Source organism: Bradyrhizobium sp. WYCCWR15520 (assembly GCF_056174665.1).
The window spans coordinates 1-14784 of record NZ_JBWBWM010000075.1; the positions used below are offsets into that span (position 1 = coordinate 1).

Below are 14784 nucleotides of genomic sequence, written 5' to 3' on the forward strand. Positions count from 1 at the left end.
GCTGAAAAGGCGTTCCGCATGCTCATCTTCGCCGCGCATCCCGATCCTCAGTCGAAAGGAATCAACCACATGCACAGAATCACACTCCGATCGCCTCGCAAAACGACTTTTTCAGCAGCCTGCTAGAATAAGCTTGATACGATGACGATGGGCTTCGTCAATGAGGTGATCGAGGTCGGCCAAATTTCCGAACAGTGGGTCGATGTCGGTGTAATCGGCTATATCGTAACCGAAGTCGGCCATGGGCGACATAAAAATTGGAGATAACCAGATGGCATCGATGCCTAACTCTGTCAGATAGGGCAATCGATGTATGATCCCCTGCAGGTCCCCTACGCCGTCGTGATTGCTATCTTGGAATGAGCGGGGATAGATCTGATAAATGATTCCGGTCTGCCACCACTTCGTGCTTTCTCCAGGCATCGCCAAACCCTGCTTCAAGCGCTTTGAGCTTAGTTGGCAACGCGCCGCTAAATTCAGCGTTCCTACGTTGATGGCAGTCTCGCACTCCTCGGGACGACGCAGGAACGCCGGACCTCGCCACGCGTTGCGCTGCGTGGAGGAAGCTGCCATGGACGGTCCTATTAGTCCCCCGCCAGTCGTCGGAAGCGCGGGCAACGAGCTACCGGCCTATGTGTCGAATGGCGTCATAGGTCTAAAGGTTCGCGACAATCCACTCACACCCGGCATGGCCCTAGTCAGCGGATTCTCAGGAGAGCATCCCGAAAGGAAAATCGAGGCTGCGGCATTCGCTCCCTACCCCGTCGCTGGGGATATATGCCTAGAGGGAGTTTGGATGTCGGACGCCCCTCAATGCATTCGCATTGTCGACCAAGCCTACGATTTTTCGACTGCCGAATTGACCACTCGATTGCATTTCAAAGCGGGGGACCGCCAAGCAAAAATCGTCGTGATGTTGTTCTGCAGCCGGGTGCAGCCCACAATTGTCTGCCAAGAGATTGCTGTCGACGTCGATGCAGCCTCGGACCTCAAATTTCGCGCAAGGATAGACTTATCCGGAATAGAAGGGCGCGCGCTGCGCTTCAATCGCGACACGCCCGGAGAAGCAACACCCTCTAGCGACGGCTCCCTGCTATGGGAAAGCGCGGGAGCGATGTCGACATGCGGACTGGCTTACGTGACCGAGGTCGTTGGAGATGATGTAAAACCGCAACGACCGCCATTAGACGGTGAAGGGTTAAGAAGCGAGTATGCTTTGCGAGCTCGCCGCGGTCGCCAGTATAAGCTTCGTCACCTGGTGAGCTTGGTTCCTAGCGCACTCCATAATCAACCAGATCATCAAGCTGCAAGGCTGATCGCTATGGCCGCCAACATCGGCTTTGATGCGATCAGGAAAAATAATAGGGCTTGCTGGGCCGAGTTATGGAAGAGCCGAATTCGGTTGGTGGGCGTCGAGAAGCGCTGGCAAGCCATGACCGACGCTGCTTTCTTCTATCTGGTATCGTCGACTCACGCATCATCTCCCGCCTCGACGTCTATATTTGGCTTGGCGACCTGGCATGACTATCATTACTATTTCGGTCATGTGATGTGGGACATCGAGACTTTTTGTGTTCCGCCGTTGATTTTCCTGCAGCCCCACGCGGCTAGAGGGATCCTGGACTACCGCGTACGTAATCTCGAGTCCGCGCGTAACAATGCACGTCTAATGGGACGGCGCGGCCTCCAATTTCCTTGGGAAAGTGCGCCATCTTACGGAGAAGAGGCCGCGCCTATGCCTGGTTCGGCAGCTTGGCGCGAAGATCATGTTTCCCTTGATATTGCTCGCGCGTTTGCGCTTTACGTAGACGTAACCAACGACGACGCATTTTTGCGAGATAAGGCTTGGCCTGTGCTGTCGGGCGTAGCCGAGTGGGTCAAGAGCCGAGTTACTAAGCGCCGGGGGCAATATGAAACCAGAGCCTCAATGGGGATCGCCGAGCGCAAATTGCCCTCTGACAACTCGGTCTTCACAAATCTTTCGGCACGAACCGTTTTGCTTGATGCGATCTCCGCCGCTAAGCGACTGAACACGCCGTTTGATTCTGCCTGGCTTGAAATCGCAACGAAGTTGGTAGTCCCAAAACGAGGTAAAGCTGTAATTTCACACGATGGATTTCGGTTAGATGAAGAAAAAGCCGCGACGCCCGATCCTCTCATGGGGATCTTCCCGCTTGGGTGCGATCTTGACGACGAAACAAAGCAAGCGACCCTTGCGCTCTATTTGAGAATTGCAAAACGATATATTGGTAGCCCAATGTTGTCGGCTCTCTATGGCGTTTGGGCCGCCCGCACAGGCAACAGGCGACTTTCATTGGAGATGCTTGAGCGAGGCTATGGCGATTTCTGTACGGGCCGATTTATGCAAACGTTGGAATACCGCAAAGACGTATTTCCAGAGCAACCGCCAGCCGGACCGTTCTTCGCAAATCTCGGCGGCTTCTTGCTAGGGCTGATACTTGGCTTTCCGAAGATACAACCTGGGCCCGAAAATCCTCAAGACTGGTGCAAAGGAACAGTAGTGTTGCCTGCGGGATGGCGCTCCATCGAAATTGATCGGATCTGGATCAGGGGCCACGCTTGGCGCCTTTCGGCGGTTCATGACGCCCCCCGCGCAAGGCTCGAGCCGATCGGCCGCGCTTAACGGGAGGGCGAGCATTTGGGTCGCTACCGCCCAAATTTCGAACGCGCTGACGGTCCTTCGAACAAGCAAGCACGACACTTATCCCCAGCGGCGCGTTATGAAACCAAGCCCCTGCGCAGACAGTTCAATCCTGTCTGGCAGCACCATCTCTTTCCCTGAAAGATCAATAGCCTACTGATAGGCTTGAGTTTTTCGCGCCGCGCCTGTTACACACGGGTGTTGCACGATGGTTCTAAGAATGGCCTGCCCTACTAAGCGTCCCGGCTCTGATAACTGGTACTTCCGACGACGTATTGCCTCGTTTTGCCGCGTCGTTTGCCTCTGCAACTCTGAGCCAGCCTTTTGGCGTCAGGCCGGGGTTGTCCTCAAGCCCTTGCGCAAAGGCCCGGTAAGCGATGCCTGACAGCGCTGAGATTTGCTTGGCAGTGAGCGCTTTCGGTCCTTCGCGAAGAGCCTTCAATTGGCGCTCGACCTCAGCGGCGATCTCGGGACACTTCGTCCTGGCCGCCGCACGATCTGGGGTCTTGAGAGAGATGCTGATGTGTTTTGCGTACCAATGCGGTCGCTGGGACTTCGACATCTTGGCGAGGATCGCCTGAACGTCGGCGGGGATAACCACCGCATCTCCATCCACCTGCAAGTCTTCCAGTTCGAGCGCGGGTAGTTCGATGAAGCGATGTCGCCAGTAGGCCGCGATGCCTTCCTGACCATGGATAATCTTGCGACCTCCGCAGGCAAACAGCGGGGCGTGTTGCGCGCCCTCGCGATGTTTGACTGGTTCATGAGCGCCAGCGAGCTCGGCGACAACGAGCTTTATGAACTGATCCGCAACGGGCTTGCTCGTTGCTATCCTCACTCCAAGGATGACGGGCTGCTTTCGTGGGGCGCGACCGAGACGGGCCGAACGATTGCGCATCGCATCAAGGAAGGAGCGCGGTAAAGCGGCGGGTCCTTCCCGGCCCCCGCCCCATACGGCCCAAGCGAGCCCCTGAAATCCTCCAGCCGCAAAAGTCAGATTCTGAGTTGACACGGTTGACGGGGTTGACGCCCGACTTCGTCAGGTTGACAGGGTTGTCAGGCTAGAAAAATTTAGTTGCGGCTAGCGAGATTCCGGGGCCGCGCTATGGCGCACCCCTCTGAAGATCGTCGACCGCAAGAAGGACATGATCCTCGTCTCCGGTTTCAACGTCTATCCAAACAGCAGACCACGGGCCAGACTGGCGCCCCCAAATAAAACTCGAGTCGCTCAGAGAGTTGCGGCAAGAAAATTTATTCCCCGGCCGCATGTTTCGAGAGCCGCACTCAGGACTAAGTCTCAACTTTCACAAGGCCCGCAACGTCCGCAACCTTGCCGTAGCAACAAGATCCGAGGCCGCGTACTTACGATGGCATGTTCAACTCATGCGATTGTAGGCCCATGCTATGAGCCACGAACGAACCGGTTCGACAAACTTCTACAAGTTCCGGGCACCAGAATGCCTTCTTCGCTATCGAGGCTGCCGCGGATCGTCGTCTTCAGTCGAAGTCAGAGTACTTGACGTTGCTTTGCCGGCAGCCGCCTTATGTCCGGCTCACAGGCCAGCCAACCATAAACAAGCAGGCTGAACCATGGCAGCTGAAAATACAGCGCAACAACAGCGCGGGAGGCCCTTCGAGAAGGGGTTATCCGGCAATCCGAATGGACGCCCGAAGGGCTCGCGCAATGCCACAACACTGGCGCTGGAAGCCCTTCTGGATGGGCAGGCGAATGCACTGACCCAGAAGGCAATCGAATTGGCGCTGGGTGGCGATGCGTCAATCGCTTCAGAGCATCCTGCACTCTCAGTTGCCGGCCAGCGATGCCACCTTTATTCCTTTTTTTCCAACGCTTGCGCAGATTGCACCGGTGCAACTATTGAACAGTTCAATGCAGGCGGCTGACGATGGGAACGTTTCTTAACGAGGGGGATCGAATCTGAGCCTGTGGCTCCATTCCTCCGCCGCCCCCAGGGCCGCAGGTGCGGTCCTGGCCGGTCCCGGTCAGGGCCGCTGTAGTTAGGAACGATCCCATTTAGCTTTGTGTTGCGTTTCCGTGCCCACCGGACATCGGCACAGGATGGTACTCCGAGACGGCCTCAATCGCCCCCTTTCCCTAGCCCCCGTTGGACATCAGGGCATTTATGGAGAAATGAAATGCGAAATAATAATCGTAGTCCCGATCGCGGGATGGGTACTGGTCTGCTTGCAGGTATGGGTGCAGCGGCCTTGATAGCTGCCCTAGTTATACTTATATGGGCTCCGTGGAATAGCTCCCGCCTCGCCGATAAATCCGCTCCAAGCACTACGGTTGGCTCCTCAACGAGCCGACCCGCGGCTCCCACTACGGCACCTTCTCCTGCGGCACCAGCTAATCCATCGCGCTGAGGCCGTTAGTTGTTCATCGTCAGGGCTTCAACCCCTGCAACGTCCGCCATCCGAGTTTTCAAATCATGGATGCTCATTGTCTTGAGCAAGGGGCCCTTTGCCTAAAAAGCGAAACAACGTCGTTTCGCGTTTCTGTGCATATCTGCCGGACACAAACGATAAAGCGACGCCGCTGGTACGAATTCCAGTGACGCCGCGTTTGGTTTAGGCGGTTTTGACCTTACTGAACCGCTTTTTAGCGCCGACCGATCACATTCGATCGCGCCATCCAGTCTGGCATGGGCGCACCATCCCGGTGCCGTCCGCCGGCACAGGCGGCGGCCCAAGCGGCGATAGCACCTAGCAACAAGGCAGTCGCGACCGCGAACGCGACGATGATGCTGCTGCGCCGCGACCTTGCAATTGCCGTTTTGGCGCTGGTAATTGCGCTATCGACCCGACGCTCAGCGTCCGTTGGCGAAAGTCCCGTCAGGGCGCCGACCTGCTGAATCAGATAGACGCGATCGTCCGAGCTCACACCACTATGGCTTGAGGTAGTGAGAAGGATGCGGCCGGCTTCAGCCCGTTCGGCGCTGAGGTCCACATTGGCGGCGCGGCGGCCGGCACGAAATAGCCGATCGAGCTCATAGCTTAGCAACGGATCGGCCGCACTTGCCTGCGCAGCGCTGCGCACTGGGGATGTTCGGCTCACGGTAGCCACGCCGATGAGAGTTGCAAGGATCGCACCCATGACGACGGCCAGGGCCCAGACACCCAGGCCGTGGACGCCATCGGCCCTCTCGGTCTCCTCCACCACCATCGCCTTTGCATCGGGCGAGCACCTCACGCGTCCCGCGAGGTAACCGCCAAGGCCGAAGCTAATGGTCGCCTGAAGGATCAAATAGAGACCGGAGAGGATCGCGAGCGCCGCAGACGCATCGCGCCAAGTCGGCGCTGTCGACGAGATGCCAAGGCCAATCGTAACGCCGAAACCAAGCAGCACCGACGACAGCGCCGTCGCCGCCAAGGCGCCGAGCACGATCGGCGACCATTCCAGGTAATTCGGCAGGATGTCGGTTCGGGTCACTGACGGCACGGTATCGGTTCAGGCCACTGGCGTGGTTTTTTCCTTCATGGCATCACCGAAGGCCAAAGAACGACAAGACCGCCAGGATTACGACGATGAGACCGACGAGATAGATTAGTCCGTTCATGAGTTTCCTCCCTGTACCCGCCCCATCTCTCAATCGACAATCTACCGGAACAGGCAAAGTTCCCGGTCAAGTGCAATACCGACCATTTCTTCGTACGTACGCTGGTCATCCGGCCTTGCGGATTTTTTCGCGGCCGTTCGCATCGATGCCATGCTTTGCTAGCACTCGAGGGGCGCACGGCAACCGATCATGCCGGGCGCAGGCCCAGCATAGCGGGACCATAATCCGCCGGCGTACATCGTTATTGTAGCCGCCGCACTACGCGAAAGCGGACCGGCACCGCTTCCGCTGCTCGCAAGCGATGCGAGGTATCTGCCCTGTTCTCGTCAACTTGTCAGCGTTTTGCCAAAACACATGATCGAAGCCGCCTACGTTTGATTTCCATTCGAACACCGTTCGCTAGAGAGACATCGTTGCAGGACGATGTTGCGTTCGAGATATGCGCAGACTGGTTCAGAGCACCGTGTTGAATGAAGTGTTGTTCGGCTAGCCGCAAACGGCGTGCAAAACAGTTCGTCGATGGCACGGCATTGAGTTATGGAACGGTCGCGCGTAAGATCTCGACCTTCGCGCCGTTTTAGGCAAATTCTAAAGAACCTTTTCCTTTCCCACTCGTCCAATGTATCGATCTAGATCGGGAAAAGTTGGCATTGGAAGCCAAGCGCTCACTCTTCCAAATAGTGCCCATCGCTTATTTATTCCGGAAGGGGATAAATGATGCAAAAATCTACTAGATCGCCAACAAGGGTATTGATCATCGATGACCACCCGGTGGTGCTGTCGGGGTGCCGGGCGCTGTTTGCGTTAGACAACACGGTCAAGATCGATGAGGCCACCGATGCCAAGTCCGGTCACCGCGCCTACTTCGCCAAGAGGCCGGACGTCACGGTGATCGATATCAAGCTTCCCGGCGTTTCCGGTTTCGAGCTGATGCGGCGCATCCGCAAGGACGATCCGGATGCTAGGATCATCATGTTCAGCATGAATGATGATCCAGCTTTCGTGGTTCGCTCCATCGAGATGGGCGCGCAGGGCTGTGTGTCGAAGGGCGACGATCCGCGGATGCTGGTGAAGGCGGTGCACAAGGTGGCCGCCGGAGATAATTTCATTTCACCGCAGCTGGCGGAGGCCGTGACCTTCTCGGGTGCTTCGATCAAGGCCAATCCTGCGTCGCAGATGACGGCGCGTGAGCTTGAAATTCTGCGGCTGCTCGGCCGCGGCGACAAGATCGTCGAAGTCGCCGACGCGCTGGAGATTTCCTACAAGACGGTGGCCAACACCACCTCAATGCTCAAGCAGAAGCTCGGGGCCAAGAATCATTCGGACCTTATCAGGATTGCGGTGGAGATGGGATTGGGCTGAGCGCTATCAGCCGACTGAACCCGCGCAGCGCGACCCGTTCGCGCCGCTGCAATTCGCGTGTCGCCCGGGCGATGGGACGGCGAAGGCGAACGAAGGCTCACCAGTGGTGGTGGCGACGATGGTGACGCAACCAAGCCAGCCGTGCTTGATAGCGTTCATGGGGTCCGGATAATGCCCCGCAACGTTGTGCGATGATTCGGCTCGCAATAAGATGCCCAGGCTTCCATGAGCTTGCGCCGCTTTTCGAGCGCGTCGCCCCGACGGTACGCTTGTTCGGCTTTGTCGCCGATGACGTGCGCTAGCGCCGTTTCAGTCACTTCGCGCGGGAAACTCGAAACGTTCCCTGCCCAATCCCGGAAGCTGGACCGGAAGCCGTGAACGGTGGCGTCTTGAATTTTCATCCGCCGCAGAACCATTTCCATGGCCATATTCGAAAGCGGCTTGTGCCGAGCCTGCCCGGCGAAAACGAAATTGCCAGCTTTGACCTTTTCAAGCTGTCGCAGAATCGCAACGGCGCGAGGGCACAGGGGACCGCGGTGCTCCCGGCCCGCCTTCATACGGTCTTGCTTGGCAATGAAAGCCGCAACATCGTCATACGGCATTGCGGCATGATGGCCCCGCGCCAGCTTGGACGGGCGCGGCAACAGATGATCTAAATGGCCGCGCCACCGGGCAGGGTTCTCCCCCTCACGGAAGCCCTTGGCCTTGGCCGCGTCCAGGACCTTTTCAATCCGGCCGCGTATTCGCGAGGCCGTTTCGGCCTTCGTGGTCCAGATTGGCTTAAGGACCGCCAGCACGTCATCAGTGCCGATAGTGTCCACCGGCTTGACGCGCAAGGGCGTAGGTCTCCAGCGTCGATTTCCATTGAGCCTTTGTGCTTCTCATTCCGGAAACCGGCAGAAAGCGTCTCCCGTACGTCGTCCGCCATCTCGCCAAAGGTGGGAATGCCCCCTTCGCGCTTGCGCTCGAAACGTACAGGTTCGACTTTGAGCAAGAGAGGCTGCTATCAGCCGCTCTTGCCGTCCTGGGAGTGGAGTTTTGATCCAAGCCAACGCATAGATCCATATCGGTCATACGATAAACGACGCGTGCCGCTCAGCGCGCCGTCCTCGCATCAATGAAGCGTGTCGAAGATCAAACTTTCTAACGATCCGTTTCCAAGATGTGTTGGCTGCTCAGCAAGTTATTCAGTTACTGCTCATAGGGAACGTCTTAAATATCGTCTTTCACGGCATGTAGGTAGAGGCATGAGCACCTTTGACCCGATGGCCGCTGCGATCGATTGGCTTGATGCCTACCGAGCGGCCTCTCTTTCCATTGTGGATCTGTACGCTGAACTTGCATCGTTAGAGTGCGCGTGTGGCGGCCGGAGGATTATGGTTGGACACGACGCGATTACCGCCTACTGGGGGCAGCGCTTCAGAGAAAAGCCAGCGGGAGAGCTTGTGGACCTGCAGCACACGGGGCCGGACATTGTTGTCGGCTACAGAGTGCCGGACGGGGTGGTCCAAGCACTCTTGCGCTTCGATGATGTGGGGAAAATCGAACGAAGTCGTTGTGGTCCGCTTAGCGGGGACCCCGCTTAAGAGCTTCGTCCTGCGCTCATTCCTGGGTTAGAAATTGATCTAAATCGATCCGCAGGTCTTTGGCCGCGTCGCCGCTTATCGCGAGATGAAGCACGCCATCTTCATGAAATCTCTAGGACGCCGGCCAGCGGGCTCCTGGAGGCCTTGTGCACGCTTGCATCTAAAACATTCAATGGAACGCCCGCGCGAACATAACCCTGAATCAGTCAGCCCGAGGGGCTGATCCCAGTCCGATCGATCAATCGGCCAATGGTTAAGCTTGCATTTTAAGCGCGACTCTCTGCTCATAATCAGTCCGCAGTGCGGAGTCAGCGTCCCGGAGGTCAAAATGATTATGTGGATGTGCAGGCACTTCCGAGAACATCAAACTCAGAAATTCGCTCGGAAGAATTAGTTTCTAATTGCCAGGTTCCGACGTACAGCGGCGCCCGAAATGAATGTCGGAGGCCGCTGATTGCCCGCAGATCGTTAGCGTAGTCCTCAAGATTTGCCAAATCTCTGCGAGACGCGACGGCTTGGTCCCATTTTTGGACTGGCGGGCTTTTCGTCGGTCGGGTTCATGCCTACGGATTTCAGAGAACCGGCCGGGCACCCTTGATAAATCAAAACCATGCGCCTTGGGAGTTGCCGCGCAAGCTAACTGAGACGGTTTTACTTTATGAACCACCATCAGAGCGCTAAGCCGATGGCTGTGGTGATAGTTGAAATTCCCAGCGACGTCGCAATCAGTTTAGCCTGTTCTCAATATGACACGAACGCAATTTACATTGACGGATCCGGATTGAATACTCTTCACGGCGGGACAGGAGACGACCTCTACGCAGTTCAGTCGCAGACTGAGAGCATCGTCGAGTTTGCGGCTGAAGGAACCGATCAAGTACAGACCGCGTGCTAAATTATTGGTCAGTAAAGAACGTGAGAAGCACTTCACCCTTCTCGCCGATCAAACACAGAAACGTTCGCCGTGTATCCTTCTTGCCTTTTTCAAGATAGGCGTCGCCAATCACGATGGTTTTGATAGGCGTGTCCTCGACTTTAGTGTTGGCTTCAGCAATCGTCATTCCATCAAAATCGAGTGTCACGTCTTTGACGGATGGATCACGTTCCCGAAGAGCAATCAAACCTGTCGATCGACACGCCTCCAGCTCGGGATTTCCAAAAGCTGAAATTGGAACGTTTAGCGCACCGAATACTGACATCGCCAAGACGAAGTGAATAGTTCGAACCCGCATCTTTGATCTCCAAAACGGAGGCTCTCCGGCAAAGCCGAACAGCCAGCCCGCCCAACCCGAGGGGAAGCATTGTCAGCGCTTCCGTTCCGGTCTGTCGGCATCCGGCTTGGACTGAGCCGGCTGCGCGCTGCTTACCGGATCGGATGCTGGGAATGTATCCTCTAGACCTTTCTCCAACTTATCATGCATTTCTTTGTCGGACTTTTGCGCCTGTTTCGAATCTTCGGCATGCTTATCTTTCGGCGCTGGGTTGAACTTCTCCGTCATAGCCGTCCTCCATTGCTAGGCAAGCCAACTCATTCTTGTGGCGCTACGTTCCTCAGAGTTGCAGCTAGTGCTAACCTGCGGCACCGTTTCGACCGCCTGATTGATTGGGAACGAAGCCTGCACTCCACCGTCCCATCGATTATGGTCGCCCCCGTGGTGGGCCACTGTTTAAGCGTGTTGATTCCGCTTCCCCTTAGGCTTTGGCAGCGCCAGGCACCTAATGATTGCAGACCCCATCGGGAGCACGCACCTTACCCTCGCGGCCGCTTCCCCTCCACCTGCTTAAGTGCAGATGTGGGGCCGCCCGGAGATGGCGCTGAGAGAGTGGGGCCGCCGAGGGGGCGACCTATCAGCGACCCTGACCCTGCCGACCGCTTGGCTGCTGATGCGTCCGCGGCCGACCTGATTCAACACCAGCGTCGGCGCAGGCATCGAATTCGGCTTCGCCCCCAACTGGTCGGCCGGCATCGAGTACAACCACCTGTTCATGCAGGACCGCACCCACACCTTCGTCGACGGGGCCGGCGCCTTCTTCGCCGCCAATCGCATCGAACAGGACGTCGATCTCGTCACCGTTCGCATCAACTACCGCTTCGGCGGTTACGGGGCACCGGTCGCAGCGAGATACAGACCTCGTCCAATTACATCGTCTCCTATAAAGTAGGCCGGCAGAAATGCCGGCCTATTTGTTTGGAGGGTACATGTCTGGTAAATCCGTGACCTCCGCGACCCGCCTACATTCGAACCAACGGCAGGCCGCCGCCGATTGCATAAATCAAGCGCTTGAGAAGTCGGACAGCGCCGAAATTTGTCACGCCATCGCCGCCGCCACCCATCTGTACAATATTTCTGACCTTGCGCGGAAATCTCGGCTTGCGAGGCAGAGCATTCATCGTGCATTTGCAGGTGATCCAAAAAAGCCCAAGTTCACAACTGTTTTGAATGTTCTCGACGCAATGGGTTTTCAGTTGCATGTCACGATGCGACGCGACGCGCCCGCACGGGCGGCGCGTTTGAAACCAGTTGCGAATTGCCCAGAAGCGGGGGACTAAGAGTTAAACGTGTTTTCGTTGAAGCGTTACCACTTTGCCCGTAGTCTTGGGCTCGCAATAAGATGCCCGTATTTGGCTAAGGACAGGCTAATCCGCGTGACAATAGCATCCCATTGGCGTTCCTCCTCCGCTGGATAATTCATCAAGATGCAATTCATGAAGCCGTTCGCGCGGTTGCACCGATCTGATAGCGATGATCATCAGGCCCTATGGCTCGCGATCCTGGTCGACGTCGACCGTCACTGTTTGGGAAAAATCGAGAGGGCCGCCGGAGATGGTATGCGACACCTTCCTGACCACCCGGTAATCAGTCTAGATTCTGGAAATCCCTCGACACCGCCGATCCGGATGCGCTCGCCGTTGCGGATGGTGGCGAACGGCGTGTCTGACACGATCGCGACGCTGTCGGTGTGGCTGTCGCCGCCACTCCAGTGGCGATCGTTAATGACAAGCCCATGCTTCTTGATCTTCAGTTCTTCGATTCGCCTTGGTTCATTGCTTAACCCCTCGGTTAATGTCGAATATCGATTAGACGCTTTTGCGCGATGGTGATCAAAGCCGCAACAGCGACCGCTGCACCGAAGAAGAGCTACAACCTTCACCGTGCGCTCACGTAGTCAGGCGCGTCGCCTCGGCGAGGCGCTGGGCTTTCCATCTTCGCTTCGCGATTTCCGCCCAGGTTTGGCTGAGGACGCGCTTGACTTCGGCCTCAGTCGGAATGAGGGTCGTCGATCAGATCGAGGATGGTTGGCGCCGCCATCATGCCGGCACCTCGCCATTACAAAATCCGAAAGATGATGAGGTGTTGCGCCGTGTCACCCACGGAGGCGCGGCAGGTGCCGGGACCACCGCTCGCTTGCCATTATGCCGCGGGCCGGGAGGGAACCGGCGCGGCGATCCTACGGTTGAATTGGCGTGGAAACCTTCCAATGGAGGGTGTCATGCAGAATTGGCTAGAGAATTGGACGAACGCAAAATATTGTGACGTCGCGAACCTGATCCTTGGCGCGTTTCTGTTCTTTTCGCCCTGGATATTCGGTTTCGATGCCGGGACGGTCTCTCAAAACGCCTATATCTCCGGTATCGTGATCGCGGTGCTCGCCATCGCGGCACTTGCGGCATTTGCGGTCTGGGAAGAGTGGCTGAACCTCATCGTCGGATTGTGGACGCTGGTCTCGCCCTGGGTCTTGGGCTTCCAGGGAACCACCGCGATGACGGTGCATGTGATCATCGGCGCGGCGGTCGCGATCCTGGCAGCGATCGAGCTCTGGATGATGTCCCAGATCCCACCGCGGCTGACCACCGGCAGCTGAGAGCCTGAGGAGTTTGTGGTCCCTGCCCGACAAAGCGGGGCGCGAAATTGGGCGGGCGGGGATGCGTGCGGGTGTCGACCGCAAAGTCCTGCAATTTGCGCAGTGGTGCAACGCGCTCGAAGTGCTCGGCAAGAAACTGAAGTCGACCAGCAAGGCGCGCAAAATGCTGCTCGCCTCCGGGCGCGGAAAGCACGTGGGCCGCGCGGCCGCTGATCAATGGGGTCGAAAATCGCGCGCCAAAAAAAGGCCAAGCCGGGCGTCTAATCTGGTGGGAACTGTTTTAGCGGCAGACGATTGAATGACGTCTCCACCGCGCAGGAGGCTGCCATGCACCTTCACACATACCGGGACGAAAATCGCTCAAGGCACCTCGATCTGATCGGTCAGCACTGGTCAGTTGACCTAGTCACCGTCACGGCTGCCAGCATCTTGGTGTTGGGCTTCGCCTGTGCCGTCGTAGCCCTGTGGGTCCGCTAGGCGGGATGTATTGGGCCGCCCCCATTATCAGCGGGCCCCCGCCCGCCGGCAGCGCGGCTTCGGCTCAATCGCCCAGCGCGTCAGCCTGCACTGGCGGCGCGCGCAAGGGGGTGGCGGAGCGCCGAAAAAATTTGAAGGCCGGTGGGTGCGTGTTGTTGCCAGTTAGGGAGTTAGCCCTGATTGGATTCCGGCAGCTGCGATCTTGAGCGCCTTAGCTTCGGCACTCATCCAAGCTCGCAACCGACCAACGTCCTGGTTTGCGCCGTAGCGTTCGAATCTAACGGCCCACCACAATCCCTTTCCGTGACCGATCGCGAATAGTTCATTGTAGAGCTTCGGATTTTTAGTTGCCCATGCAGGATCTATCTCGCGTAGGTCCTCCGCAAAATTCGCAATTTCGCGATCGATGCGTCTGAGCTCCTGATCGACTAACATTTGATCGTGGGGCGACAATTCACTTATCGTTGCGGGCTTGCCCTGCAAGTACTCCGCAAAATGCGCTTCATTGCAGCGATACGAATCATCCGCGCGCCTATTAGAGCAGCACTGGCTTTGCGCTTTTCCCGCGTCTCTAGATCGCCCCTTTTGATCATGAAAATTACGAGATCTTTTATCGCTGTGGCTATTTCACCCAAGCTCAATTCTGCGGCCCTCAGAACGGTTGGTATCGGAGATAGGAGAGATAGGACCAAGAAAATCGAGGTCCGCTGACTAAGAGTTGTCATCATAGCGCGCTCCGATTTTAGCGAGAGTATTTGCGTCGCCGCGCTTGTTTGCAAATAACCCCGTAGCATCATCCTAAAAACAGTCGGGTTGCGGGTAATTGTCCTCGGTCTTGGGTCCTGGCAACACGGACGGAGTCGTTGCTTCAGGGCATAGACGGATTGACGAAACCTCGGTGTGTCGAGGGAGGCAGCCGATATGTGGCAGGCGCTCGGCTCAATCGCCGGTGACACCTGACAAGCTACTTTTGCCAACCATTGCCTGCAGAGCGGCTCGCGGTGTGCAAGCGGTCGGATGTCCGGGGTGGGTCAAACTCAGAAGCGTGAGTGCGCAACTGGGAAGTCCGCTTTGCCCTCAACAATGGCATCGTCAGCCAGACCTGTCAGGTCCGAAAAGTGCCAACAGCAGACCCCGCCCGGTTGGCCGCCACATAAGAAATTGGCGCACAATCGCAACAAATAGGCGTTCAAATACAAGATTTCGATCCGATCAATCGCTAAGGCATTGTCGCCGAAGTATCGAATGACTGCGG

At 57.0% G+C, this 14784-nt stretch carries 13 protein-coding genes and 1 pseudogene; 6 read left to right on the forward strand and 8 right to left on the reverse strand.

Annotation, left to right across the window (positions count from 1 at the left end; genetic code table 11):
- Positions 1–123 precede the first annotated feature (123 nt).
- Positions 124–423, reverse strand: a pseudogene (locus tag AC0QUY_RS40260) (alpha-amylase family glycosyl hydrolase); the annotation flags it as partial.
- Between the two features lie 373 nt (positions 424–796).
- Here AC0QUY_RS40260 and AC0QUY_RS40265 point away from each other — a divergent pair.
- A complete protein-coding gene (locus AC0QUY_RS40265; protein WP_475391457.1) occupies positions 797–2644 on the forward strand; it encodes a glycoside hydrolase family 65 protein in 1848 nt (615 codons plus the stop codon).
- Positions 2645–2876: 232 nt separating this feature from the next.
- On the opposite strand, the gene AC0QUY_RS40270 is transcribed toward AC0QUY_RS40265, so the two are convergent.
- Positions 2877–3560, reverse strand: a complete 684-nt coding sequence (locus AC0QUY_RS40270) for a DUF6538 domain-containing protein (protein WP_475391459.1) — start codon at positions 3558–3560, stop codon at positions 2877–2879.
- Positions 3561–4252: 692 nt separating this feature from the next.
- On the opposite strand from AC0QUY_RS40270, the gene AC0QUY_RS40275 reads away from it, so the two are divergent.
- Positions 4253–4564 (forward strand): DUF5681 domain-containing protein, encoded by a 312-nt coding sequence (locus AC0QUY_RS40275; protein WP_475391461.1) that lies wholly within the window; start codon positions 4253–4255, stop codon positions 4562–4564.
- 718 nt (positions 4565–5282) lie between these two features.
- On the opposite strand, the gene AC0QUY_RS40280 is transcribed toward AC0QUY_RS40275, so the two are convergent.
- Positions 5283–6113: a hypothetical protein gene (locus AC0QUY_RS40280; protein ID WP_475391462.1), complete on the reverse strand. Its 831-nt coding sequence runs from the start codon at positions 6111–6113 to the stop codon at positions 5283–5285.
- A gap of 844 nt (positions 6114–6957) precedes the next feature.
- On the opposite strand from AC0QUY_RS40280, the gene AC0QUY_RS40285 reads away from it, so the two are divergent.
- On the forward strand, positions 6958–7602 hold the full coding sequence (locus AC0QUY_RS40285) for a response regulator transcription factor (RefSeq protein WP_475391464.1): 645 nt from the start codon (positions 6958–6960) through the stop codon (positions 7600–7602).
- A 155-nt stretch (positions 7603–7757) separates the two neighbouring features.
- On the opposite strand, the gene AC0QUY_RS40290 is transcribed toward AC0QUY_RS40285, so the two are convergent.
- The 3 genes from AC0QUY_RS40290 to AC0QUY_RS40300 form a co-directional block, all read right to left on the reverse strand.
- Entirely contained in the window at positions 7758–8438 is a 681-nt protein-coding gene (locus tag AC0QUY_RS40290; protein WP_475391466.1) for a tyrosine-type recombinase/integrase, read from the reverse strand.
- Between the two features lie 1646 nt (positions 8439–10084).
- Entirely contained in the window at positions 10085–10420 is a 336-nt protein-coding gene (locus tag AC0QUY_RS40295) for a hypothetical protein (protein WP_475391468.1), read from the reverse strand.
- Positions 10421–10492: 72 nt separating this feature from the next.
- Positions 10493–10687 carry a hypothetical protein gene (locus AC0QUY_RS40300; protein ID WP_475391470.1) on the reverse strand — a complete coding sequence of 65 codons (195 nt, stop codon included), beginning with the start codon at positions 10685–10687 and terminating at the stop codon, positions 10493–10495.
- A 701-nt stretch (positions 10688–11388) separates the two neighbouring features.
- On the opposite strand from AC0QUY_RS40300, the gene AC0QUY_RS40305 reads away from it, so the two are divergent.
- On the forward strand, positions 11389–11739 hold the full coding sequence (locus AC0QUY_RS40305) for a helix-turn-helix domain-containing transcriptional regulator (protein WP_475391472.1): 351 nt from the start codon (positions 11389–11391) through the stop codon (positions 11737–11739).
- 239 nt (positions 11740–11978) lie between these two features.
- Here AC0QUY_RS40305 and AC0QUY_RS40310 read toward each other — a convergent pair whose 3' ends face one another.
- Positions 11979–12341, reverse strand: coding sequence for a hypothetical protein (locus AC0QUY_RS40310; protein WP_475391474.1), 363 nt, complete (start codon positions 12339–12341; stop codon positions 11979–11981).
- Between the two features lie 339 nt (positions 12342–12680).
- Between AC0QUY_RS40310 and AC0QUY_RS40315 the strand changes: the two genes are divergently transcribed.
- Positions 12681–13052: an SPW repeat protein gene (locus tag AC0QUY_RS40315; RefSeq protein WP_475391475.1), complete on the forward strand. Its 372-nt coding sequence runs from the start codon at positions 12681–12683 to the stop codon at positions 13050–13052.
- A 61-nt stretch (positions 13053–13113) separates the two neighbouring features.
- The gene (locus AC0QUY_RS40320) at positions 13114–13350 is read left to right on the forward strand and encodes a hypothetical protein (protein WP_475391476.1); all 237 of its coding nucleotides are present in this window, start codon (positions 13114–13116) and stop codon (positions 13348–13350) included.
- A 1216-nt stretch (positions 13351–14566) separates the two neighbouring features.
- Here AC0QUY_RS40320 and AC0QUY_RS40325 read toward each other — a convergent pair.
- The coding region (locus AC0QUY_RS40325) for a hypothetical protein (protein ID WP_475391478.1) at positions 14567–14784 on the reverse strand (218 nt) is incomplete at its 5' end.